This window comes from Microbacterium sp. NPDC060117 (genome assembly GCF_042729315.1).
GTDB lineage: Bacteria > Actinomycetota > Actinomycetes > Actinomycetales > Microbacteriaceae > Microbacterium.
Genome location: NZ_JBHWXR010000004.1, coordinates 23,886 through 45,205, shown reverse-complemented (window position 1 = coordinate 45,205; position 21,320 = coordinate 23,886). Strand labels below are relative to the sequence as shown.

Genomic DNA, 21,320 nt, shown 5'->3' with positions numbered 1-21,320 from the left:
CGAAGGAAAGTGTGGGGGTGCCGGGACCGGATCCTGTGCTTCGACGAGCGAAGCGGAAGGAGCCGATCCCGGCCCGACTGGTGATTACCAGCGGTAGTGCGCGAACGCGCGGTTCGACTCGGCCATCTTGTGAGTGTCCTCGCGGCGCTTGACCGCGGCACCCAGGCCGTTCGAGGCGTCCAGGATCTCGTTCTGGAGACGCTCGGTCATGGTCTTCTCACGGCGGCTCTTGGCGTAGCTGACGAGCCAGCGGAGGGCGAGGGTGTTCGCGCGGTGCGGCTTCACCTCGACCGGGACCTGGTAGGTCGAGCCACCGACGCGGCGGCTGCGGACCTCGAGGGTCGGGCGCACGTTGTCGAGCGCCTTCTTCAGGGTGGCGACGGCGTCCTGACCGTTCTTCGCCTCGACGCCCGAGAGGGCGCCGTAGACGATCGACTCGGCGAGGGACTTCTTGCCGTCGACCAGGATCTTGTTCACCAGCGAGGTGACGATCGGAGCACCGTAGACCGGGTCGTTGACAACGGGGCGCTTGGGGGCGGGGCCCTTACGAGGCATCTAACTCAACCCTTCTTCGCGCCGTAGCGGGAACGAGCCTGCTTACGGTTCTTGACGGCCTGGGTGTCCAGGGCGCCACGGACGATCTTGTAGCGGACACCGGGGAGGTCCTTGACACGACCACCGCGCACGAGCACCAGCGAGTGCTCCTGCAGGTTGTGGCCCTCACCGGGGATGTAGGCCGTGACCTCGGTACCGTTGCGGAGCTTCACACGAGCGACCTTGCGCATCGCCGAGTTCGGCTTCTTCGGGGTGGTGGTGTACACGCGGGTGCACACGCCGGCCTGCTGCGGGTTCGACTTCAGGGCGGGAGCCTTGGTCTTGGTGACCTTCGGCGAACGACCCTTGCGAACCAACTGCTGAATAGTTGGCACTGCTTCTCCTTGTTGTGCTGCACGGTGACAGCGTGATGGGTTTCACATCAGACCCGCCCGCACGCCGAGAACGACGTGCGTTTGAGTGGTGGGTATGCCGTGGGGGCGGAACCGGCGAGTGCCGGCGCCCGGTACGCGCGCGTCAAGACACACGCATACCCGCTCTATGGTAATGCGCGGTAACACGCCCGGTCAAATGCGCACGGACGGCGCGCCGGGGGCACGGCGCGGGCCGATCCTCACCCGAGCGCGGCCTCGCTCCCCGACTCGCGACCGGCCCGCCGGCGGATCCGATCCGGTCACCGCAGGTCCCGCAGTCTGGCCGTCATCGGAGCGCGCTCGGCGCGTCGTTCGGCCGTGGTCGCGATGATGAGCAGCACCGCACCCATCACCGCGAGCGTGATCCACCAGGGCATCGATTCGATCCCGCGGCCGATCTGCACGGCGAACACGAACACGTTCTCGATCGGCAGCACGATCAGCCCGATGAGGAACGGCGCGGCCAGCCGCCGGGTCGCGCCGACGAGGATCGCGACGAGGGCGCAGACCATGACCAGGATCGCGCGCCACGTGAGCGGATCCGTGAACGTCGACACGACCGAAGCGAGCATGGTCACGACGATGCCGGGTGCCAGCAGCGCCCAGGATCCGGTCGCGCCCCGCGGCCAGTCGCGCAGGCCGGCGAAAAGCGGTGGCGGGGTCGTCCCGGTCGGGACCGCACCGCCCGACGACGCGTCGGCGGCGGCGCCCCGCGGATTGCGGGCCCGGTCTTGAGGAGACCGCGAAGCGGGATCGGCGGGCGGGGACGGGACGTCGAACCGTCCCTGCATCCCCGCCGCGATCAGGAACAGCCCGAGCGGGAGGGAGAACCACTCGACGCGCAGATCGCGCGGGCTCCAGGCCACGACGGCGGTGACGAACGCGAGGGCGAACAGGATCCACACCGGCGCGACCGTGAACGCGCCGTTGACGACCCGCCGCGCGGTGAGGGCCGTCGCCGCCAGCAGCACGAGCATCAGCGACCACATGCCCCAGATCGAGAACCAATCCCGCTGGATCGCGGGCCACACGCCCGCCGTCGTCGCCACGAGTGCGGGGACGAAGAGCCACGGGGACTGTCGTACCGCGGCGATCGGGGCCACCGCACGCAGCGCTCCGGCACCCGCGGCCATGCCCGCTCCCCCCGCGACCGAGAGCCCGATGCACGCGAGGAACAGCGGAACGGCCGAGAGCGGCGCGGGCAGCAGCTCGCCCAGGCCCTCTCCCCGGCTCAGCAGGATCGCCTGCACGGCGCCCGCCACCCCGGCCACGATCGACGCCGCCATCAGCCACGAGACGGCGGGCCGCAGGCGGCGGACCGCGGCTGACCCGCCCGGCGTCGCCGCGGACGCGTTCGCCGCCGTCGTCGCAGACGCCCCCTCCTTCGCGACGCGGTCGGCGCCGCGCCCGCGAAGCTTCCGGACCAGCACGCCGCCGATCGCCGCAAGCAGCCACGATGCTGCGAGCAGCGCCCCGGTGCGCCAGGGCGAGGCCTCCGTGGCGCCGACTCCGATCAGCACGAGCACCGGAACCACCGCGCCGGCGGATCCGACCGCGACGAACACGGCCCCGGCGCCCCCTCGCAGCGCGCGCACGATGCCGAACGCCACCGCCGCGAGCGCGGGCGGCAGCAGGTACGCCTCGGCCAGGCCGACCCCGGCTGCTGCGCACGCCGACCACAGGGCACCCGTGGCGGCGACCGTCGCGACCGCACGCAGGTGCCGTCGGCCCGTCGTTGCGGCGGCGACGCCCGATCCGGCCGCGAGCAGCGCCAGCACCGCGCACGTCGTGCCGAAGCCCGCGGCCTCGCGCACGAGCGCCAGCACGGCGGCGAGCGCACCGGTGAGCAGGGCGCCCGCCTCGAGAGCGGTCTGCACCTGCGCAGCCACGATGCGGCCCACCCCGCGGTCCGCGACCACGCGGCGAACCCCTCGCGTGCACGGCAGCACGCCTGCCACGAGCGCGGCGATCACCGGCAGCACCACGGGCGAGGCGCTCGTCGCGAGCAGCTGGGCGCCCAGGCAGAGCACCGACACCGCGAGGGCCGGCACGATCACAGCGGCCGCGAGCAGTCGCACCGCGGGCACCGCGCCTTCGCGCCGCGTGCCCAGCAGCAGGGCGGCCAGCACGGCCATCGCGGCCGTGGGCAGCGCCGTCCAGCCGCTGCGTTCGACGAGCACCTGGGCGACCCCGATGGCGAACGGCACGGTGGCGACCACGAGCATCGCCTGCCAGGAGCTCCCCGGGACCACCCGCACGGCGGTGACCGCGGCGACCGTGAGCAGACCCGTCGTCGCGGTGAGGCTGAGCAGCGCGACGCCGCCGATGCCGGCGAGGGCGAGCCCCGAGGAGAGGACCAGGAGCCCATAGCCGAAGCCCGCCCCGACCAGCAGGAACCGCCAGTTCGCCGGCAGAGCCGCGCCGAGCGCGAACAGGGCGAGCAGGGTCACCACGCCCGCCACGGGCATGAGGGCCGGATCCTCGGCGCCGACGAACGCCGCGAGGGCGACCGCGACATGGGCCGCGAGCACCAGCAGGATCCGGGCGACCTCCCCGATCCGCCGCCGCGGCACCCTCGCCACCAGCGACACCGAGACTCCGGCGACCAGCAGCAGGCCGATGCGCAGCGGCGCCCCCAGGAGCGGGGACGCCCCCAGTGCGAGCACGGCGAACGAGCCGGGCACGATCGCCAGCACCGCGAACACGGCGCGGAACGTCGCGCTCCGCCTCCACGCCAGGGCGGCCACGGCTCCGAGCGCGGCGGCGCCGACGGCGAGGTTCACGACCAGCGCCCATCCCAGATCGGCGGGCAGCTCGCCGATCGGGCCGTCCGAGAGCCCGGTGCGCCCGGCTCTGACCAGGACGGATCCGCCTGCGAGTGCGGTGAAGAGCGCTCCCGGTGCGAGCGCGACGGCGAGCACGCCCAATGCGCCCCCGACGACGGCGACCGGGCGCGCGGTGCGCGGCAGCGGGAGCACGGCGCCGAGCAGCACCAGGCCCAGCCCCACCCCGGCCCCGCACGCGACCAGGAACCACGGCTCCCCCATGCGCGGCGCGATGCTCAGCGCCACCAGCACAGGGGCACCCGAACCGGCGACCCCCGCGACGATGCTCCACGCGACCGCGCCCCCGTTGCGGGTGGCGAGCAGGGCGTGCGTGCAGACGAGCACGGCGGTGATCGCGAGCACGGGCATCGTGCCAGAGAACGTCACCAGCCGGCCGGCGCTCACGAGCAGAACGATCGTCACGGCGACCGCCTGGGCGACGATGAGCGAGCCATGCTCGAGGGCGAGCGGCACCGGATCCGGCTCCCGTGCGCGGTCCGGTGCATCCGCGGTGTCGGCGACGGCGAGGACCCGCGCCCCGAATCGCGGCAGCAGGGCGACCTCGGCGAGCGCCACGAAGGCGACCGCGAGGACGGCGAGCAGGCCGACATCGCCGATGCCCGCGACGCCCGCGAGCATCGCGGGAGCGACCGCGAGTCCGACCAGCCCCGTCCAGAGCCAGATGCGCAGTCGCGCCCGGCCGGCGATCGCGAGGAGCGCCGCAGATCCCGCGGCGGTCACCCCGGCACCGAGCAGCCATCGATCGGCACCCGGCGCGGCGGCGAGGACGCCCTGCGCCGCGAGCCCGGCGAACACCAGGGCGAGACCGGCCACGGTCTCCGCGGAGAACCGCAGTCCACGGCGGGCGAGCAGCGCGCCGCCCGCCAGGAACAGCGCACCGGTCGTACCGATGATGGCGGTGCGCGCCGCGTCGGCGAGATCCGGAGTGAAGAAGCTGAACACGATCGCCGCCGTGCCGAACAGCCCGGCCCCGGCCAGCGACAGCAGCGACTGCAGCGGAGCGCTCCGCTCCGGCGCCGCTCCGGGACGGCTCGGGGCGGGCGGGCGCACGGACGGCGGGACGATCGGCGTCTCCGAGGCGGCTGAGACGGGCCGTGCTCCGACCCTCGCGGCCCCGACACGGGCGGATTCGGCCGGAGCCGCGCCCCTCTTCGCGGCGGCGCTGCTCCGGGGCAGCGCGGCCAGCAGCTGCTCGCGACGTGCGAGTGCGGCGGCCGCCTCCGTCGAAGCCGTCCAGAGGTCCTGCGCCTCGGGGCCGCGGAAGTCCGCTCCGCAGGCCCGGCAGGTGGGCCCGGCGACCGCGGTGCCGCAGATCGGACAGTGCGCGTCATCACGCAGCCGTTCCAGCGCGGTGGCCACCCAGATCGCGGAGGCGCTCATGCCTCGCCGTCCGGGATCCAGCGCAGGATGTCGCCGGGCTGGCATTCCAGCACCCGGCAGATCGCGTCGAGCGTCGTGAAGCGCACCGCCTTGGCCCGACCGTTCTTGAGCACGGCGACGTTGGCCGGCGTGATGCCGATGGCGTCGGCGAACTCCTGCACGCTCATCTTCTTGCTCGCGAGCTGCACGTCGAGATCGATCACGATGGGCATCAGACGACCTCGGACAGATCCTGCTCGAGCTCAAGCGCCTTGCGCAGCAGCCCGCGCATCACACCGACCAGCAGGGCGAGGGCGATCCCGATCACCACGCCGACCACCCCGAGCAGCAGGATCGAGGGGTTCACCGCGCGCCCCAGCAGGAGCACCACCACGGCCGCCGCGATCAGCACCGCCGAGGCTGCCATGGTCACCATGATGATGTCGACGTAGAGGAAGGCCCCTGAACTGAAGATCCGATCCTGGCGCACGAGGGAGAGCAGCCGCCAGACGCAGACCAGCACGAGTTCGATCAGCGCCACCAGCACGACCCCGCCGACGATGCCAGGACCGGTCAGATACGCGAGCTCGGGATTGCGCTGGGCCGTGAGCACGGCCACGCCGGGGATGAGCGCCACCTGCGTCGCCAGCAGCAGGGCGAGCAGCACGACGATGAGCGCCTTGAGTGCGGCGGTGATCCGGGGTTGCATGGCGCTCCTATCGAAAAGCGATCTTTATCTATCGAAAAACGATAGCCATGCACGCGTGGCGATGCCAGCCCGGATCCGGTCTCCCAGCGAATGTCCGGTTTCCGGGTCAGAGGGTGTCGGGGTCGAAGGGCGAGTCCAGCGCCTCGGTGAGTTCGGCGAGCATCGCCTCGATCTGGGGCTCGACGTACTCGCTGATCGCCGCCTGCACCCGCAGGCGGTGCCGCAGCAGCAGGCCGCAGATCTCGCGACCCACGACGTTCGCGTAGTCGTCGGCGAGCGCGACCTCGTGGCGCAGTGCAGCCTTGGCGTCGTCACTGAGTGGCGGCAGCGGGGGCAGTTCGCCCGCATCCTCATCGGCCATGCCCGCGAGCGTGAACAGGAACGGCGCACCGGGAACCGGATCCGGATCCAGCGGCATGCCCTCGTACTCGGGCTCGAGGTCCTCGGTCGGCCGGTAGGCGCGGGCGCGGTTGCGCGCGGCCTGCTGGTCGAGCTCGCCCTGCAGCATCGGCAGGTTCCGGGCGGTGTACTCGGCGACGGCGTGGTCGACGATGGTCTTGATGCGCGTGGACAACCCGTGCTGCACGCCGTGCGGCACGTTCCCGCCGATGCCCGCGGCCGACAGCACGGGAGAGCCGAGGCAGCGGCGACACGGCGCGACACGACCGCGGTGCGTGGAGGGCTCCCAGCGCGGCACCCAGCGCAGCCAGGCCTCGACGGCCTGGTCCACCTGCGTCTCCAGCGAGCGCTCCACGCCTCCAGCGTACGGGGCGGACACGCCCGGGCGGCCACGGCACGCGAGATCGGCGGCGTCATGGCAGCCGCGCGGGAAGGCTGCGCCGCTGCCGCGATCGGGCCGATCGACCGAAGTCAGGCGGATCCACTCGGATCTGTTCTCGGCGCCTTCACCTGATCAGGGCGCGCTACGCCAGAGCCGAGCGGACAAGGGGGCGTCACGGCTGCTCGTCGTCGTCCTTCTCCCACGGCCAGCGCGGCGCCCTGGCCTCCGTGCGGCGCAGTGCGATCGCCACCCACGCCGCGATCAGTGCCGCCACCACGATGACGGCGCTCGCTCCGCCCAGCACGAGCTGACCGGCGGCGGCGGTGGCGTCGACCGCGCCCGCCCCCTCGGCCACGGCCGCGCCCCACACGCCGCCCAGATGCACGAGCGCCGCCCCCAGCGCGAGGAACACCGTCGCGACGAACGACGGATGCGGGTTCGCGAGCACGCCTCGCAGTGACAGGGCGAAGACCACGACGGCGAGCACCATGCCGACGATGCCGGGCAGCTGGCCGAGCCGCGGGACCGCGATGAGGTCGTGCTCGGTGAGCAGGCTGAGCATGCCGAGGCCCATGATCGCCAGCGCGAAGAACGAGATCACCCCGATCACCCAGGCGAGGACAGGCCGAACCCCCGCGGGCCGGGGCTCGCGGGGGTTCGGCGCGAATCCGTTCGTGATGCTCTCCTGCGGTGCAGGCCGGCGCCGCTACGGCAGCTGGGGCCCGGCTTCGAGGACGCGCTCGTACTCGCGCTGCGCTTCCTCGTTCTGCGCGGTGCGGCGTGCGCCGGCGCGGGCGGCCCAGGCGCCGAACCAGATGGTGAGCTCGCGGCCGAAGATGAACGCGGCGATCGCGAGCGGGGCGAGCAGCTGGCCGTTCACGTTCTCGGCCAGCTGGGTCGCGCCGAGCTTCCAGAACTCGACGGATCCGATCGCGCCGAGCAGATGACCGCCGTATGCGAACCCGCCGACGATGATGCCGAAGACGACCCAGTAGCCCCAGCGTCCGCGGTTGATGATGCCGCCGAGCAGCCAGAACCCGATCGCGAACACGACGACCGGGATCCACAGCCCCGGGCTGCGGACCTGGTCGAGCAGGTACGTGCCGACGCTGTCCGTGGTGACCTTGCCGTCGAACGCGGCGATGCCGAGCGCCGTGCCCAGGTAGAGGATCGCGAAGGCGATCGCGGCCAGCAGGCCGATGCCGAAGATCGCACCGCGGTTGCCGCGCTCGCGCGGGGGCTCGGGAGCCTGCACGAAGATGGGCGGCGGCACGTCGGTCGCCCCCGGGGTGATGACGGCCGGCGCGAGCTCCTGCGTGGGCGCTTCGGCGACGGTGTCGACGCGGGTGGTCGCCTGCTCGAACGCCGAGGTCTCCGTGGCGGCCGCCGCCGCGACGACGGTGGGGGTCTCGGACGACGGCGGGGTGAAGGTGCCGCCGAAGGTGCCGGGGTAGGCGGCCTCCGCCGCCTCGAAGGCGGCGAGATCCGCGTCGACGGCAGCGTGCTGGTCCGCGGCCGGGGCTTCGCCCCGTGCGGTCGCCCCGTCGGCGGCGCGCTCGGCCTCCGCGAGGCTCTGGTTCGCACTCTGGGCGACGGCGGCGTGGTCCGGCTGCACAGCCTGGGCGACATCCTCGCCGGCGGTGTCCTGGGATGCGGCGTCGGCAGGCACCGCCTGCACGTCGGCGGCCGCCGGGGTCGGCTGCACGTCGGCGCCCTCGATCGGGCCGGCCTCAGCGTGGACGGCCGTGGTGTCGGCGCCCTGGACGTCCGCTTCGGGCGCGGCGGCCACGGCGTCGTCGACGTCGTGCGCCTGCGCCGGCTTCGAAACCTCGTGGTCACTCATGGGAGCTCCTCCATACGGATACGGTGATTCGAGGCTATCTCCGAGGAGGTGCGCCGTCGCGGAGACGTGCCGGGAAACCGCGGATGCCGGATCCGGATCACGTCCGGATCCGCGTCACGGGCGCATCCGCCTCACTGATGCAGCAGGCCCGCGAAGTAGTTCACCATCACGGGCCCCATGGGCGCGGCGAGGTACACGAGACCGGCGATGACCCCGGCGCAGACGACGCCCGCGAGCCACGCGATCCCGGTGTTGCGCCCCCCGATCCGTGCCATACCTCGAGGGTACGAGCGCAGAGCGCGTGGACGAGGGCGGCGCGCGGTGGAGGCGTCGCCCCGGGGCCTCGACGGGCGTCGGGCGACCGTGCCGCACTCAGCCGGCGTCGGGAGCGGCCACCCCCGGCAGGGCCCATGCGGCGAACACCGGCCCCTCCGCGACGAGCGCGACCGCGCCACCCTCGGCGAACGCGAGCGTCGCATCGCCGAACAGCGCCTCCGCCGCCGCGGCCCCGGCGAGCGCCCCGACAGCGAGCTCGATGTCGACGTCCCCACGGGCGGCGAGCACGAGGATGGTCTCCTCGGCCGACTCCCGCACGAACACGAGGCCATCGTCATCGACATGGAGCCACCGCAACCCGCCCGTGCCGAGCACGGGGTGCGCGCGGCGCAGTCCGACCAGGTCGCGGTACAGCGCGATGCGCTCCGCCGTGTCCGCCTCGCCCTCGGTCCCCCACGGGATCGGCGTGCGGCTGGCCTCGCCGTCCACGCCGATGAGGCCGAACTCGTCCCCGGCGAACACGACGGGCAGCCCCGGCAGCGTCATCGACAGGCCGACCGCCACCGGCACGGTGCCCGGCGCGGCATTCGTCGCGAACCGCGCCGTGTCGTGCGTGTCCAGCGGCTGCATGTTGCCCAGCCGCACCCGCCAGGGGATCCCCCCGGTGAATCGGGTCATCGAGTCGACGACGTCGCGCGCGGTGTAGCGAGGGATCCCCCCGGTCTGCATGCCGAAGAACCAGCTCTCGGTGCGCTCCTCCCCCTCCGCGGTGAGGTACGGCGCGCTGTTCGGTTCGCTCAGCCAGGCCCACACCGGGCGCGTGAAGGACGGATAGGTCATCGCCCCGTCCCACCCGTCGCCCTGCAGGTCGCTCGTCGCGTCGTTGGTCGACTCCCCGAGCAGGATCGCATCCGGGTTGATCCCCCGCACGGTGTCGCGCAGCAGTCGGCGCACGTCGGCGTTCAGGTCGATCGCCCCGAGGCGGCCGGTCATGTTCGCGACGTCGACGCGCCAGCCGTCCGCTGCGTAGGGCGGCTTCAGCCAGCGCGCGACAGCCGAGCCCTCGCCCGTGATGAAGCGCTCGCGCAGCTCCTCGCTCGCCCAGTCGAACTTGGGCAGGCTCTTCGCGCCCAGCCAGCACTCGTACTCGGTGTTGTCGTCGTCGGTGAAGTAGTAGAACCGCTCCTCGGGCGCTCCGGGATTGCCGAACGCCGCGCGGAACCACTCGTGGCGGTCGCCCGAGTGGTTGCTGGTGAGGTCGCCGATCACCTTGATGTCGCGGGCGTGCGCCTCCTCGATGAGGCGCGCATACGCCTCATCGCCGCCCAGGAGCGGGTCGACCCGGAGGAAGCTCGAGGCGTCGTAGCGATGGTTGGACGCAGCGGGGAAGACGGGCGTGAGGTAGAGCAGGTTGACGCCGAGCTCAACGAGGTGATCCAGGTGCTCGACGATCCCGGGGAGGTCTCCCCCGTAGAACTGGTGCGCGCGGCCGGGCATGACCGGATCCACCGGGGTGTCCCAGTCCGCCGGGATCGCCCAGTCCGGCGTCGGGTGCTCATCGGCCTGCGCGGACCGGGCGAAGCGGTCCGGGAACACCTGGTACATCACCGACTGGTGCAGCCAGGCGGGCGGCGCGGGTTCGGCGACCAGGGCGAAGTCCTCGGCGTCGAGCGTCTCCAGGCGGTGGATCCCCGTCTGGTTCAGCCACTCGATCCGGCCGTCCTCGTGCTGCAGCAGGAACCGGTACCCGTGCCGCGGGTTGCGCACGGTGACCGGCGCCTCCCACCACTCCCAGCCGTCGGCGGCGCCGATCCGGGCGGCGTCGGTCCATTCCGGTTCGTGGTCGGGGTTGGAGCGCGTGCGCACGGCTGCGAGCGGGCCGTAGTCGGCCGGCACGCGCAGACGAACCAGGACGACGTCGCCGAGAGCGGGGGCGTCCTCGGAGACGTGCAGCGGGGATCCGTCGTGGTGCGGGAGCGGAGCGGTCATGTCGGGGCCTTTCGTGGTGCGGCGGCAGCCCGCCGGAGTCGACGTGGTTGCACGACCGATGCCGTGACAGAGCCCTTGGATTGTGATTCGAGGATCTTCACTTCACGCTACCGGCGGTGAGGCCGCCGACGATGTACTTCTGCAACGACAGGAACAGGATCATCGGCAGGATCGCCGCGAGCACGGCCCCGGCCGCGAACACCGCGTAGTTCTTCGCGTCGGTGGAGACGTACTGGTAGAGCCCGACCGCCAGCGTCTGCTTCTCCGGGGAGATCAGCACCGTCGACGCGATGAGGAAGTCGCCCGTGATGCCGATGAAGGCCAGCAGGCCGACGACGGCGAGGATCGGCGCCACCAGACGCAGGATGATCGTGAAGAAGATCCGGGCGTGGCCAGCCCCGTCGATCTTCGCCGCCTCGTCGATCGAGGCCGGGATCGTGTTGAAGAAGCCGTACATCAGGAACGTGTTCGCCCCCAGCGCGCCGCCGAGATACACGAGGATCAGGCCGATCTGCGAGTTCAGCCCGAGCGCCGGGAAGATGTCGCCGATCGCGGACATGAGCAGGAAGATCGCCACGATCGCCAGCAACTGCGGGAACATCTGCACGAGCAGCAGGGTCATGAGCCCGGTGCGGCGTCCGCGGAAACGCATGCGCGAGAAGGCATATGCGGCGAGCGCGCACAGGAACACGCTCGACACCGCGGCGAGCACGCCGATGAAGATCGTGTTCAGGAACCAGGCGCCGTAGGGCCGGGACGGATCCTGGAACAGCTGCACGTAGTTGTCGAGGCTGATCTTCGAGAACAGGCCGTTCGTGCTGAGCAGGGTCCCGCCGGGGTTCAGCGAGGCGGACAGCACGTAGACCAGCGGGAAGCCGGCGAACACGAGCATGACGATGCCGATGATGTGCCGCCAGCCGGTCTCCCGGAACCAGCGTCCGAACGGCCGACGGGCGCGGGGCGCCGGTGCTGCGATGAGCGCGGCGGTCGCCGTCGTGGCGGAGGTCGTTGCGATGTCGGTCATGTCAGTTCAGATCCTCCAGCACCTTGGTCTGCCGGAATCCGATCAGGGAGATCACGGCGACGAGCACGAAGATGATGATCGAGAAGGCGCTGGCGAGACCATAGTCCCGCTCGGAGCCCACGAAGGCGACCTTGTAGACCATCGAGATGAGCAGATCCGTGGATCCCACGTTGATGCTCGCGCCGGTGAACTGCGGGCCGCCGTTCGTGAGCAGGAAGATGAGCCCGAAGTTGTTGAAGTTGAACGCGAACGACGCGATCAGCAGCGGCGCCACAGCCACGAGCAGCAGCGGGAACTTGATCAGCCGGAACGTCTGCCACACGCTCGCGCCGTCCACGCGCGCGGCCTCGACGACGTCGTCGGGCAGCGACTGCAGAGCGCCGGTCGTGACGAGGAACATGTAGGGGAACCCGAGCCACAGGTTCGCGATGAGGATCGCCGCCTTGGCGAGCCAGGGATCCGTCAGCCACGGGATCGATGCACCGCCGAGGACGACCTGGTTGATGAAGCCGAAGTCCTTGTTGAACAGCCCGGCCCACACCAGCGCGGACAGGAACGCCGGGAACGCGTACGGCAGGATCATGATCAGCCGGTAGTACTTGCGGCTGCGCATCTTCGGATCGTTGAACACGATGGCGAGGAACAGACCGAGGATGAACGTCGTCGCGACCGAGAGGATCGCGAAAGCGAAGGTCCACAGCAGCACCGCGAGGAACGGGCCCCGGATGGACTGGTCCGAGAAGGCGCGGACGAAGTTGTCCCCGCCGACCCACACCTGCCAGCCGGGCAGCAGGGCCTTGCCGTCCTTCGCGGTGAACGCGCCCCTTCCGGTGTCGGAGTAGACGACGCCGGTCTTGGTGTCGGTCATCGTGTCGGCCTTCGGATCCCACCTCAGCGTCGAGGTGAACTGGTAGGCCTTGGATCCGTCGGTGGTCTTGAGGTAGCCCTTGTTCAGATCGTGCGAGAGCGGCACGGCCAGCGCGGCGATGTCGTCCTGATGGGCGATCACGCTCGGGAAGTCGAGGGTGATGAAGCCCGGGGCGCCGTCGGACGTGATGCCGGGTTCGGTGGAGAGCGGACGGTCGGCGCCGCCGATCAGCGGCTCGTCGCTGCCGGGCTCGGAGGTGAGGAAGAAGAACTTCCCGTCCTTCTCCAGGATCTTGACGGAGAACGTCGGGGAGTCGGCGACACGCGTCTGCGACTGCAGCAGCAGCGCCTGCACGGCGTCCTCCTTGGTGGAGTTGTGCCCTGATCCGTAGTTGGTGAAGGCGACGTAGCCGGAGTACAGCACCACGAAGATCTGGAAGATCAGCAGGAATACGAGCCCCGGCGTCAGGTACTTCGCCGGCAGCAGGCCGGGGATGAGGTAGACGGCGTTGATCGCGAGCACGCCCACGGCGACCAGAACGGCCGGCGTCCACTGCGCGCTCGCGGCGAGCGCGAACACGGCGTAGAGGGCGAGCGCGTCGATCACCGCGAGCGCGACGATCTTGACCAGCCACACCTTCCAGCCGGCCGAAGCGGCCTCGGCGTAGGCGGCGGCGCGCCGCTGGCGGCGGTTGCGAGCCCGGTCCTCGGCGGACATGGCCGAGGGTTCCAGCGTCTTCTCCTGCACGGCAGGACCCGTCATCTCGACCCCTTCACAACGTCGTCAGCGGGCGGAGGTGCGGGGAGGCGGCGCGACCGCGCGTCTCCCCGCACCGGGTTCATGATCGGATCAGCCGATCTTCGTCTGGATCGCCTGGGCCATGCCGGTCCAGGTGCCGGCCGGGTCGCCGCCCTTGATGATCGCGACCTCGGACTTGCCCCAGTCGTCCCACACGGAGCCCATCTCGGGCACCGACGGCATCGGCACGGCGTTGGCGCCGACCTTGGCGAAGCCGGCCACGGCGGGGTCCGACTGGGCGGCCTGGAACGACTCCGTCAGCGCCGGCGGGCGACCGCCCGCCTTGTAGAGCGCGGTCTGCACCGCCGGGGTGGCGAGGTAGTTCACCAGGAACTCGTTCGCCGCGAGGGTGTTCTTCGACTTCGCGTTCACGAAGAAGGCCTGCACTCCGGCGAACGGCCGGGCCTCCTGGCCGCCGGCGCTCGGGATGGGGTCGACCGAGACCTTGATACCCGCCTTCTCCGCGTCGGGCAGGTTCCACGGGCCGCTGATGAAGTAGGGAGCCTCGCCCGCGTTGAAGGCGGCCTTGGCGAGGTCGCCGGTCAGGCCGGGGTTGAAGATGCCGGCCGCGCCCTGCGCGCCCAGCCAGGTGGCGAACTTCTGCCCGGCCTCGTCGCCGATCGTGAGCTTCTTGGCGTCGTAGCTGCCGTCCGCGTTCTGCGCGAAGACCTGGCTGCCGAACGAGGTCTGGAACGGGTAGGTGTGGTACGCGTCGCCGGTCGCCGCGTCGAGCCCGATCAGGAACGGGTACTTGGTGCCGGCGGCCTTGCCCTTGGCGATCATCTCGTCGTAGCTGGCCGGGGTGGAGTCGGCGAGCGCCGTGTTGCGCAGGATCGCGATGTTCTCGATCGCGTAGGGCAGGCCGTAGACCTTGCTGTCGTAGGTGACGGCGGAGATGGCGACCTTCTCGAACTTCGAGGCGGAGTCCCCCAGCTCGATGGGGGCGACCAGGCCGTCCTTCACGAAGGATCCGATCCAGTCGTGCGCGCCGATCGTGATGTCGGGGCCCTTGCCGGTGGGGACCTGAGCGGTGAAGTCGTCGCGGATCTTGCCGAAGTCCTTGACCACCAGGTTGATGGTGATGCCCTTGTCCTTCTTGAAGTCGGCGGCGACCTGCTTCATCGCGGCCGCACGGTTGGAGTCGACCCAGACCGTGAGCGAGCCCGTGGTCTTGTCACTGCCGGCAGACGCGCCGCCGGCGTTGCTGCTGCCGCCGCAGCCGGTCAGCGCCAGTGCGCCGGCCACGAGGAGTGCGCCGAACGCGACGACGCTCTTCCTGTTCACCTTCATCGGTGTACCTCTCTCGGTGCTGTAGGGAGCGCGATCGGCTCCGATCCCGCGCCCGAGGGCGCTCGCTCCGCCTGCGAGAATTGCAAGCGTTTACAGTATGCGGATCCGAACACTATCGCGCAACCCTTCGTCGTCTCCGTCCGGCTTCGACAGCATCCGACAGACCCCTTATGTTTGCTGGCGATGAGGCCAGATCCACTGAGGGTTGCGTCATTCGGAAGCGTTTACAACAATGAGCCGAACAAACATCGACGATCGCCGCAAGAGCGTCGCTCGCCGGTGCCGACCGATACCCTGCCTTGACCCGACTTCTCAGGAGGCCCGAGTGGCTGACATCGCCGATGTGGCGCGTCTCGCCGGTGTGTCCACCGCCACGGTCTCGCGAGCGCTGAACGGGAAGACGGCGTCGCCTGCGACCAGGGAGAAGGTCCTGGCGGCAGCCGCCGAGCTCGGTTACGTCATCTCGTCGAACGCCTCGGGGCTCGCATCGGGGCGAACACGGCACATCGGGTTCATGGTGCCGTTCATCGACCGCTGGTTCTTCACGGATCTGCTCACCGGCATCGAGTCCGTGCTGCTCAGCCAGGGGTACGACGTGACCCTGTACGACCTCCAGGGCAACGAGTCCCAGCGCGACCAGGTGTTCGGCAGCTCGCTGCGTCGCGCGAGCATCGACGGCCTGATCGCGGCGAGCATCGAGCTGACGCCCGATGAGATCCGCGCGCTGCGCGCTCTCGGCAAGCCCGTCGTCAGCATCGGCGGCCACATCGAAGGCGCCACGGCGGTCGACGTCGACAATGCGCGGATGGCGACTCTCGCCACCGAGCACCTCCTCTCCCTCGGCCACACCCGCATCGCCTACGTGGGCGCCGGGCGGACGATCGCGAGCGCGTTCCAGCTCGGCGACGCGCGCTACGACGGCTGGCTCTCCGCGATGCGCGCGGCGGGGCTCGAGGTCGAGGAGACGGGGTTCTGGGAAGCCGACTTCGACATCCCCTCCGGGTACGCGGCCGCGAAGGCGCTGCTCGCGCACGATCGGCCGACCGCGATCTTCGCCGCGAGCGACGAGATCGGGATCGGCTGCATGCTGGCGGCGCGCGACCTGGGCCTGCGTGTCCCCGACGACCTGTCGATCGTCGGCATCGACGACCACAAGCTGTCGGCGTTCTTCGGGCTGACCACGCTGGCCCAGGATCCCGCAGGCCAGGGACGTCTCGCCGCTCACCTGCTGCTCGCACAGCTGGACAACCCGGGTGCGGCCCCGGAGCACCGGACGCTCACCCCGCGGTTCGTGGTGCGCTCGTCGACGGCTCGCCCGGGCGGCGCCGTTCACGAAACCGCGTGAGCCCGCCCCTCGTTACACTGCCTGTATGGCTGACAGCTCATTCGACATCGTGTCCAAGGTCGATCGCCAGGAGGCGGACAACGCCCTCAACCAGGCCCGCAAGGAGATCGAGCAGCGCTACGACTTCAAGGGGGTCGGCGCCTCGATCGCGTGGAGCGGCGAGAAGATCCTGATCCTGGCGAACTCGGACGAGCGCGCGCGAGCAGTGCTGGACGTGTTCCAGACCAAGCTCATCAAGCGCGGCATCTCGCTGAAGAGCCTGGAGTCCGGCGACCCCACGGCCAGTGGCAAGGAGTTCCGCCTCGAGTCGACCCTCAAGGAGGGCATCAGCTCGGAGAACGCGAAGAAGATCGGCAAGATCATCCGCGACGAGGGCCCCAAGTCCGTCAAGTCGCAGATCCAGGGCGACGAGCTGCGGGTGCAGTCCAAGAGCCGCGACGACCTGCAGGCCGTGATCGCGCTGCTCAAGGGATCCGATCTCGACCTGGATCTGCAGTTCATCAACTTCCGGTGACCGGACGCGCCGCTCGATTCCGGGCGGCATGTCGATCGCGGGCGACGTCGATCGTCATCTTCCTGGACGGATCCTCCGCTCCGGAAAGGGACACATCATGGACAGCACCCCCATCACCGGCATTCGTGCCGTCAGCATCCCGGTGGACGACCAGGATGCGGCGCTGCGCTTCTACCGGAGCCTCGGCTTCGCTGTGCTCCGCGACGTCCCCACGCCGAACGGCCGCTGGATCGAGCTGACTCCGGGTGGTGACGTGGTCGTCACTCTCGAGCCCGCGGATCCCGCCGTGCACCGCGGATCGATCGGGATCCGGTTCACCTCGGATGACGTCGACGCCGCTCATGCCGCGATGGCCGCCGGAGGCATCGACGTCGACGAGATCCTGCGCTGGCCCGGGACTCCGGCGATGTTCGCCTGGCGCGACCCCGACGGCAACGCGTTCTCGATCACCGGGACGGCGCCCGAGACGGACGGCGCGGGGTCGTGAGCACCGCGGGTCCGCTGGACATCACGTTCACCGCGATCCTCGGCCGTGCGCACACGGGCGACACCTGGATCTGCGTCCAGCTGCCCGATTCGGCGACCGTGTTCGGTACGCGCGGCCTGGTCAAGGTGTCCGGAACCGTCGACGGGCACCCGTTCGACGGCGCGTTCATGGCGCTGGGCGGACGGCACCCACAAGCTGCCGGTCTCGAGCACGATCCGCCGGGCGATCGGCAAGGACGAGGGCGACGAGGTCACCGTCCGCCTCACCCGCCGGCGCAGCTGACCCCCGATTGGTCCCGAACGTCCCATCGCCCCGAAACTGCCCCTGACGTCGCAGAAACACCTCTCGATGTCGCGGGATGCGCGACTCGGACATCACTTCGATACCGGTATTTGGGTTTGCCCCCGAGCGGTGGGATAGTGCTGTTCTGGGGAAACTACTTGGGGGTAGTGATGGGCGAACGCGGTCCGATGACTGGCGTGGTTCGGTCGCCGCTGGGGGCGACGAAGCAACTCCTCGCGGAGGAGGTGTATCAGCAGGTCGGTGCGTCGATCATCGACGGCACATTGCCGCCGGGATCGCGCATCCGGGATGCGGATCTGGCTGAGAAGTTCGGCGTGTCACGGATGCCGATCCGGGAGGCGCTGCAGCGGCTCGAGCGGGTCGGCCTGGTCGAGATGTACCCGAGCCGGTACACGCAGGTCACCGAGGTGCCGCCGCAGCTCACGGCGAAGACGCTCGAGTATGCGGGCTATCTCGGCGGAGCGATCGCCGCGATCGCGGTGCCGCGGCTGAGCGACGCGGAGCGCGAGGAAGCGGCGGCTCTCGCTCGCGGCCTGAACGACGGCCTCGACGATCCGGCGGCCCTCTCCGCCGAGCGCTGGGCGCTGCTGCACTACCTCGCCGAGCGCTGCGAGAACGAGATCCTCAGCTCGGTGCTCGATGAGACGAGCATGCCGCTGTCCCGCAATCTGCGACCGTGGTCCGTCGACGCCTCGCAGCGGGACGCCATGCGCACGCTCCACGCCGAGCTCGCGGAGGCGATCCTCGCCGGTGACGGGCACGCCGCGGAGCATCTCATGCGCGCCGTGCACCTCGTCGACTGACCGGACGGAACCGCGAGCGATCGGCGGCCGGCCTCTCGCCGCGCTCGGATCAGGCGCGCGTCTCCGGCCCGCGCCGTGCGACGCGGTCCGCCGCGGACCAGCCGTCGACCCAGTAGCCGAGGCGGGCGTAGGCCTCCTCCCGGGCGTCATGGCGGGACAGGAACACGTCGTGCAGTGCGCCGTCGATGCGCTCGATCGTCACCGAGGGCCCGATCTTCAGCGCGGCGCGGGCGATGTCGTCGACGACGAGCACGCTGTCGGCACGCGTGAGGTCATCCGACCAGGCTGTCGGCACGGCGCTGCGCGCCGACAGCAGCACGCACACGGGGACGCCGATCGCGACCCCGGCCGCGATCGCCGCGTGACCGCCCAGGATCGCATGCAGCCACCCGGCGTGCACGGCCATGGTCTGCGCAGGCCGCCAGTCGAGGTTGACCTCCATCGGATCCGTCGGATCCGCCGCCTCCTGCTGAGCGCGCGTGTAGTAGCCCAGGTCGACCTGCGGTGCGCGGTCGAGCGGACGGTATTTCGCCCGCAGACCCACGAGCGGAGTGATCGTCTCCCGCGTGAAGCGCGACAGCTGGAACTCCAGCCACGGACTGTTCAGGATCACGGCCGAGGCGACACCGGGATGCCGCGCGGCCCACAGGCTGAGGATCAGCCCGCCCGTGGAGTGGCCGAGCAGCACCAGCCGGCGGCCGACCGCGCCCGATCCCTCCTGCATCGCGGCAAGCGCGGCGGCGATGTCCTTGTCGTAGTCGACGAGATCTCCGATGTAGCCCGGAGTCTGGTACTCGCGCAGGCTTCGGCCGTACTTGCGCAGGTCGAGCGCGAAGAAGCGTGCGCCGCGGCCGGTCCAGAACCGTGCGAGCCGCTTCTGGAAGAAGTAGTCGGACCACCCGTGCACGTACAGCACATCGGTGTCGGCGAGCTGCCGGCCGTCCCCGAAAAGTCTCCGCCAGGCGCTGTGCTGCGGCAGCGCCCGCACCAAGGTCGCGACGATCTCGCCCTCGTCGTCGGATCCGAGCGGCAGCGTGAGCTGCTCGAACTCGTCGCCGAGCACATCGGGTGTCCACACGGCGGAGGCGGGGCGGCTCATGGATCCAGGGTATCCGCGCCGTTCAGAGGCGCTCCGAGCCCGCCTCCTCTACGCTGAGCCACATCGACGCGCACCGCTCAGGAGGAACCATGATCCGCACTCGACTGCACCGCTCGATCGCCGGCCTCGTGGCGGTCGCCGCGCTGACCACCGGGGCGTTCGCCCTCGCGGGCTGCTCCGGCGGCACCGCGCCGACCAGCAGCACGGGCAGCGCCCCCGCCACCACGGGATCCGGCGTGCTGCCGCCGATCATCGCGGATCTCGGTTCGATCGACGGGACCACGGTCCAGGTGCCCCTCGGCAACACGATCGACCTCACCGGCGACGACAAGGACTTCACGCACTGGACCGCCGACATCGCCGACGCGAAGATCGTCTCCTTCGTCCCCGGCAAGGACGACGGATCCGCTCAGTTCAACCCTGGTCTCGACGCCCTCGCCGAGGGCACGACGAAGGTCACGATGGACAACAGCGCCTCGGGCAAGCACCTGGCCTTCACCGTCGAGGTGACCGCGAAGAAGTAGCCGCCGCGGGCCGCCGGAACGCGCGGTCGAGGAGCGATGTCTGTCCCCTCCGCTGGGAGATCCGGACGAACATCGCTCCCCGAAGAGAATCCGGATCCGCGTCACTCCCCGCGGGAGACGCGGACCATGTCCTCACGCGGCACGAGCTTGACGCGGACGCGCTCCTCGGGGGCGCCGAGCGCGATCTCGTGCTCGTCGAGCCGGTGCCAGCCGTCGAGGTCGGTCCAGCGCACGCCGCGCTCGGCGAGCAGTGCGGGGATCGCCTCTTCGGACGGGTCCTCCGGCTGCCACCAGGAGCCCTGGTCATTGATGACGTGACGGATCGTCTCCATCGCGTCGGACTTCGTGTGGCCGATGAGCCCCACCGGTCCTCGCTTGATCCAGCCGGTGGCGTAGATGCCGGGCACGCGCTGGTTGGAGTCCTTCGCGAGCACCTGGCCCTCGCGGTTCGGGATCACGCCGTGCTTCTTGTCGAAGGGCACGCCGTCCAGCGGCGAGCCGAAGTAGCCGACGGCGCGGTACAGGGCCTGGATCGGCACCTCGCGCATCTCTCCCGTGCCGACGGCGCCGCCGGTGCCGTCCGGCTTGGTGCGCTCGTAGACCAGCGCGGAGACGCGACCGTTCTCATCGGCCCGGACCTCCACGGGGCGCGCCCAGAAGTGCAGGTGCAGACGACGCGACGCGGATCCGCCGGCGTTGTTCACCGAGTCCCGCTTGCGCCAGGACTGCAGCACCCGGTCGATGACCATGACCTGCTTATTGCTGGCGATTGCGTCGCGGGAGGCGTCGTCGTAGTCGAAGTCCTCGTCGTAGACGACCATGTCGACATCGCGCAGCTCGCCGAGCTCGCGCAGCTCCAGCGGTGTGAACTTCACCTGCGCGGGCCCGCGGCGGCCGAACACGTGCACGTCGGTGACGGCGCTGGCCTTCATGCCCTCGTAGACGTTGGCGGGCACCTCGGTGACGAGCAGGTCCTCGGCGTGCTTGGCGAGCATGCGCGACACATCGAGCGCCACGTTGCCGTTGCCGATCACCGCGACGGACGCGGCGTCCAGCGGCCACTCGCGCGGCACGTCGGGGTGCCCGTCGAACCAACTCACGTAGTCGGCAGCGCCGTAGGATCCGACTGCGTCGATCCCCGGGATGTCCATGCCGGTGTCGCGCCGCGCGCCGGTCGCGAAGATCACCGCGTTGTAGTGCCGCTTCAGATCCTCGAGCGTGATGTCGGTGCCGAAGTTCACGTTGCCGAACAGGCGGATGTCGCCACGGTCCAGCACGTCGCGCAGGGCCGTGATGATGCCCTTGATGCGCGGGTGATCGGGGGCGACGCCGTAGCGCACCAGGCCGTACGGCGCCGGGAGCTGCTCGAACAGGTCGATCGAGACGTCGAAGCGCCGTTCGGCCTTCAGAAGGAGGTCGGCGGCGTAGATTCCGGCGGGGCCGGCTCCGACGATGGCAAGCCTGAGCTTGGTCATGGTGGTTCCTTTCGGCAGC

Annotated in this window: 21 protein-coding genes and 1 pseudogene; 7 read left to right on the top strand and 15 right to left on the bottom strand. The window is 70.6% G+C overall.

Going from position 1 to position 21,320, the window contains the following annotated elements:
• Positions 1-84 precede the first annotated feature (84 nt).
• From rpsG to ACFWCK_RS15960, 13 genes are all read right to left on the bottom strand, one after another.
• Positions 85-555 (bottom strand): 30S ribosomal protein S7, encoded by a 471-nt coding sequence (gene rpsG / locus ACFWCK_RS16020; RefSeq protein WP_045271034.1) that lies wholly within the window; start codon positions 553-555, stop codon positions 85-87.
• Between the two features lie 5 nt (positions 556-560).
• Entirely contained in the window at positions 561-929 is a 369-nt protein-coding gene (gene rpsL / locus ACFWCK_RS16015; protein ID WP_017201609.1) for a 30S ribosomal protein S12, read from the bottom strand.
• A 299-nt stretch (positions 930-1,228) separates the two neighbouring features.
• A complete protein-coding gene (locus ACFWCK_RS16010) occupies positions 1,229-5,194 on the bottom strand; it encodes an SCO7613 C-terminal domain-containing membrane protein (protein WP_378806802.1) in 3,966 nt (1,321 codons plus the stop codon).
• Entirely contained in the window at positions 5,191-5,406 is a 216-nt protein-coding gene (locus ACFWCK_RS16005; protein WP_378806801.1) for a helix-turn-helix domain-containing protein, read from the bottom strand. The genes ACFWCK_RS16010 and ACFWCK_RS16005 overlap by 4 nt, the downstream gene beginning before the upstream one ends.
• Positions 5,406-5,882 (bottom strand): DUF2975 domain-containing protein, encoded by a 477-nt coding sequence (locus ACFWCK_RS16000; RefSeq protein ID WP_233312374.1) that lies wholly within the window; start codon positions 5,880-5,882, stop codon positions 5,406-5,408. Before ACFWCK_RS16000 ends, ACFWCK_RS16005 begins: the two co-directional genes overlap by 1 nt.
• Positions 5,883-5,988: 106 nt before the next feature.
• On the bottom strand, positions 5,989-6,636 hold the full coding sequence (locus ACFWCK_RS15995) for a spermidine/putrescine ABC transporter substrate-binding protein (RefSeq protein ID WP_378806800.1): 648 nt from the start codon (positions 6,634-6,636) through the stop codon (positions 5,989-5,991).
• 199 nt (positions 6,637-6,835) lie between these two features.
• Positions 6,836-7,273, bottom strand: a complete 438-nt coding sequence (locus ACFWCK_RS15990) for a hypothetical protein (RefSeq protein ID WP_378806799.1) — start codon at positions 7,271-7,273, stop codon at positions 6,836-6,838.
• Between the two features lie 96 nt (positions 7,274-7,369).
• Positions 7,370-8,506: an ABC transporter gene (locus ACFWCK_RS15985; RefSeq protein WP_378806798.1), complete on the bottom strand. Its 1,137-nt coding sequence runs from the start codon at positions 8,504-8,506 to the stop codon at positions 7,370-7,372.
• A gap of 131 nt (positions 8,507-8,637) precedes the next feature.
• Positions 8,638-8,781 (bottom strand): hypothetical protein, encoded by a 144-nt coding sequence (locus ACFWCK_RS15980; protein ID WP_233312378.1) that lies wholly within the window; start codon positions 8,779-8,781, stop codon positions 8,638-8,640.
• A gap of 97 nt (positions 8,782-8,878) precedes the next feature.
• Entirely contained in the window at positions 8,879-10,771 is a 1,893-nt protein-coding gene (locus ACFWCK_RS15975) for a glycoside hydrolase family 13 protein (RefSeq protein ID WP_378806797.1), read from the bottom strand.
• A gap of 97 nt (positions 10,772-10,868) precedes the next feature.
• The gene (locus ACFWCK_RS15970) at positions 10,869-11,795 is read right to left on the bottom strand and encodes a sugar ABC transporter permease (RefSeq protein WP_378806796.1); all 927 of its coding nucleotides are present in this window, start codon (positions 11,793-11,795) and stop codon (positions 10,869-10,871) included.
• 1 nt (position 11,796) lies between these two features.
• A complete protein-coding gene (locus ACFWCK_RS15965) occupies positions 11,797-13,425 on the bottom strand; it encodes an ABC transporter permease subunit (RefSeq protein ID WP_378806794.1) in 1,629 nt (542 codons plus the stop codon).
• An 87-nt stretch (positions 13,426-13,512) separates the two neighbouring features.
• Positions 13,513-14,751 (bottom strand): maltose ABC transporter substrate-binding protein, encoded by a 1,239-nt coding sequence (locus tag ACFWCK_RS15960; protein WP_233312382.1) that lies wholly within the window; start codon positions 14,749-14,751, stop codon positions 13,513-13,515.
• A gap of 325 nt (positions 14,752-15,076) precedes the next feature.
• Here ACFWCK_RS15960 and ACFWCK_RS15955 point away from each other — a divergent pair, with 325 nt between their 5' ends.
• The 6 genes and pseudogenes from ACFWCK_RS15955 to ACFWCK_RS15930 all read left to right on the top strand — a co-directional run bounded on the left by ACFWCK_RS15955 (position 15,077) and on the right by ACFWCK_RS15930 (position 18,203).
• Positions 15,077-16,096, top strand: coding sequence for a LacI family DNA-binding transcriptional regulator (locus tag ACFWCK_RS15955; RefSeq protein ID WP_233312383.1), 1,020 nt, complete (start codon positions 15,077-15,079; stop codon positions 16,094-16,096).
• Positions 16,097-16,121: 25 nt separating this feature from the next.
• Positions 16,122-16,610, top strand: a complete 489-nt coding sequence (locus ACFWCK_RS15950; RefSeq protein WP_233312384.1) for a YajQ family cyclic di-GMP-binding protein — start codon at positions 16,122-16,124, stop codon at positions 16,608-16,610.
• A 97-nt stretch (positions 16,611-16,707) separates the two neighbouring features.
• On the top strand, positions 16,708-17,097 hold the full coding sequence (locus tag ACFWCK_RS15945; protein WP_378806793.1) for a VOC family protein: 390 nt from the start codon (positions 16,708-16,710) through the stop codon (positions 17,095-17,097).
• Positions 17,094-17,219, top strand: a pseudogene (locus tag ACFWCK_RS15940) (DUF1905 domain-containing protein); the annotation flags it as partial. The gene ACFWCK_RS15945 and the pseudogene ACFWCK_RS15940, both read left to right, overlap by 4 nt.
• Entirely contained in the window at positions 17,185-17,379 is a 195-nt protein-coding gene (locus tag ACFWCK_RS15935) for a DUF1905 domain-containing protein (protein WP_378807377.1), read from the top strand. The pseudogene ACFWCK_RS15940 and the gene ACFWCK_RS15935, both read left to right, overlap by 35 nt.
• 188 nt (positions 17,380-17,567) lie before the next feature.
• Complete coding sequence (locus ACFWCK_RS15930) at positions 17,568-18,203, top strand: GntR family transcriptional regulator (protein WP_233312387.1); 636 nt, start codon at positions 17,568-17,570, stop codon at positions 18,201-18,203.
• Between the two features lie 49 nt (positions 18,204-18,252).
• Here the strand turns inward: ACFWCK_RS15930 and ACFWCK_RS15925 are convergent, their stop codons facing one another.
• Entirely contained in the window at positions 18,253-19,302 is a 1,050-nt protein-coding gene (locus tag ACFWCK_RS15925; RefSeq protein ID WP_378806792.1) for an alpha/beta hydrolase, read from the bottom strand.
• A gap of 89 nt (positions 19,303-19,391) precedes the next feature.
• Here ACFWCK_RS15925 and ACFWCK_RS15920 point away from each other — a divergent pair, with 89 nt between their 5' ends.
• Positions 19,392-19,826 carry a hypothetical protein gene (locus ACFWCK_RS15920; RefSeq protein ID WP_378806791.1) on the top strand — a complete coding sequence of 145 codons (435 nt, stop codon included), beginning with the start codon at positions 19,392-19,394 and terminating at the stop codon, positions 19,824-19,826.
• A 101-nt stretch (positions 19,827-19,927) separates the two neighbouring features.
• Here the strand turns inward: ACFWCK_RS15920 and ACFWCK_RS15915 are convergent, their stop codons facing one another.
• Positions 19,928-21,301, bottom strand: coding sequence for an FAD-dependent oxidoreductase (locus ACFWCK_RS15915; protein ID WP_378806790.1), 1,374 nt, complete (start codon positions 21,299-21,301; stop codon positions 19,928-19,930).
• Positions 21,302-21,320: the final 19 nt, after the last annotated feature.